Source organism: Xenorhabdus santafensis, assembly GCF_033949405.1.
Classification (GTDB): domain Bacteria; phylum Pseudomonadota; class Gammaproteobacteria; order Enterobacterales; family Enterobacteriaceae; genus Xenorhabdus; species Xenorhabdus santafensis.
In genome coordinates this window covers 1-285 of sequence record NZ_VCDN01000521.1, presented here as the reverse complement: position 1 = coordinate 285, position 285 = coordinate 1, and the positions used below count along the sequence as shown (strand labels likewise).

The following is a 285-nucleotide window of genomic DNA, read 5'->3' as shown; positions in this document are numbered from 1 at the left end:
CGCCTATCTACTGAAGTAGCATCCATTTTACGTGGTAAAAACAAACCTACATTTACACCACACGTTGACACGGGTGATCATGTAATTATTATTAACGCTGAGAAAATTCATTTAACAGGTAATAAATTAAACGATAAAATTTACTACCGTCACACTAACCACCCAGGTGGACTTAAGCAAAGAACAGCTCTAGAAATGCGTACAAACTACCCTGTACAAATGTTAGAGCTTGCAATTAAAGGGATGCTTCCAAAAGGACGTTTAGGACGTCAAGTATCTAAGAAA

Annotated in this window: 1 protein-coding gene; it reads left to right on the top strand. The window is 37.2% G+C overall.

Going from position 1 to position 285, the window contains the following annotated elements; all coding sequences use genetic code 11:
- On the top strand, positions 1 to 285 hold a 285-nt coding region (rplM, locus tag FE392_RS23255; RefSeq protein WP_319932037.1), incomplete at both ends, for a 50S ribosomal protein L13.